This is a genomic window from Streptomyces sp. CO7 (assembly GCF_053474865.1).
The window spans coordinates 22,876-24,072 of record NZ_JBRIOU010000003.1; the positions used below are offsets into that span (position 1 = coordinate 22,876).

General features: G+C 77.6%; 1 protein-coding gene and 1 pseudogene. One reads left to right on the top strand and one right to left on the bottom strand.

The genetic code is table 11. The annotated features are described in order from the left end of the window. A pseudogene (locus ACOV8S_RS09940) lies at nucleotides 1-213 on the bottom strand (hypothetical protein); the annotation flags it as partial. Between the two features lie 133 nt (nucleotides 214-346). Between ACOV8S_RS09940 and ACOV8S_RS09945 the strand changes: the two are divergent. Next, nucleotides 347-652, top strand: coding sequence for a small hydrophobic protein (locus tag ACOV8S_RS09945; RefSeq protein ID WP_382557902.1), 306 nt, complete (start codon nucleotides 347-349; stop codon nucleotides 650-652). Nucleotides 653-1,197: the final 545 nt, after the last annotated feature.

Sequence of the window (1,197 nt, forward strand, 5' to 3'; positions counted from 1 at the left end):
GTCGGGCAGCGGCCGGCCGTCGATCCGGCCGCGCCCCCACGCCGCGACATCCGCGGCGAGCGCGCCGGCCTGCCGGTGGCCGGGGAGCGCGGCCCAGCCGGAGGTGGTCAGCAGGGCGAAGACCACCGCGAGGGCGGGCAGGGCGTGGGCCGCTCTCCGCCGCAGGCCGCGACGGGGCGGCCCGAAGGCGGGACGGGTCGGCGAGGTCGTCATCGGGGGGAACCCTAGGAGACCGGCCCGGTCGCCGGAAAGCCGTAACTGGCATAAATGGCACGCCCTTTGCGGGCAATCCGAACAGTGAACCCGATAGGCGCCCCTACAAGGCAGAGGGTGCAAGGGAGTTGATATGGCCGGCTTCGGACAAGGCGCGCGCAGGCACCCCCGCTCACGTGGCGTGAGCTCGTCACGGACCGGGCTGGACAGCGCGACGCTCGCGATCATCGGAGTCGTCTGCGCGGTCGCCGGACTCTTCGTCGCCGGGATCATCCTCGGCCCGGCGGCGGTCGTGTGCGGCTGGCTCGCGATGGGACGCACCTGGAAGGGCGCGAGCGCGGGGTGGCCCGCGCTGGTCGCGGTCGTCCTCGGTGCGATCGACACCGTCCTGGCGCTGATCGCTCTCGCCGGGGCAGGAACGGGCGCGGGAATCCTCTGACCCGCCCGTCCCTGGGCCGAAGGGCGCCGGAGCGCCTCCTCTCCGCTCCGGCGCCCTTCGGCATGCCCGGGCGCGGTCGCGCCCCCATTCACCGCCGCCGCTGAGCGGACCCGGGCCCCCGGCGACGTCGCCGGGGGCCCGGGGTGTCTCCTCGGGGGTTCCCCAGGGGCCCGGGCCGAGCCTCGGCCGGCCGCCGGTGCGTCCTGCGGATCCCGGTGCCGGGCCGCGCCCTCGCCGGGCACGCGCCCCTGCCGCAGTGGCGGACGTGTGGGGCGGCGACGCCGCCGGTGCGACCGGGGTGCCCGTCCGTCCGCGGCTGCCGGCGCGGAGTCCCGGGTCCCCCGGTGGTTCCGCGCGCCCCCGGCCCCCGGGGACAGCGGCCTGGGGCTGTCAGGCGTCCGGCGGGGCGGACGGTGACCAGGGCCGCCCGGTGGTCTCGATCGCGCGGGCCCGGTGGTGCTGTGGCGTGGTCCCCGAGGGTGTCCGGCGGGGACGGGAGGTCGTCGGTGCCGGCGGTGCCGGCGGTGCCGTCAGTGGTCCTTGGC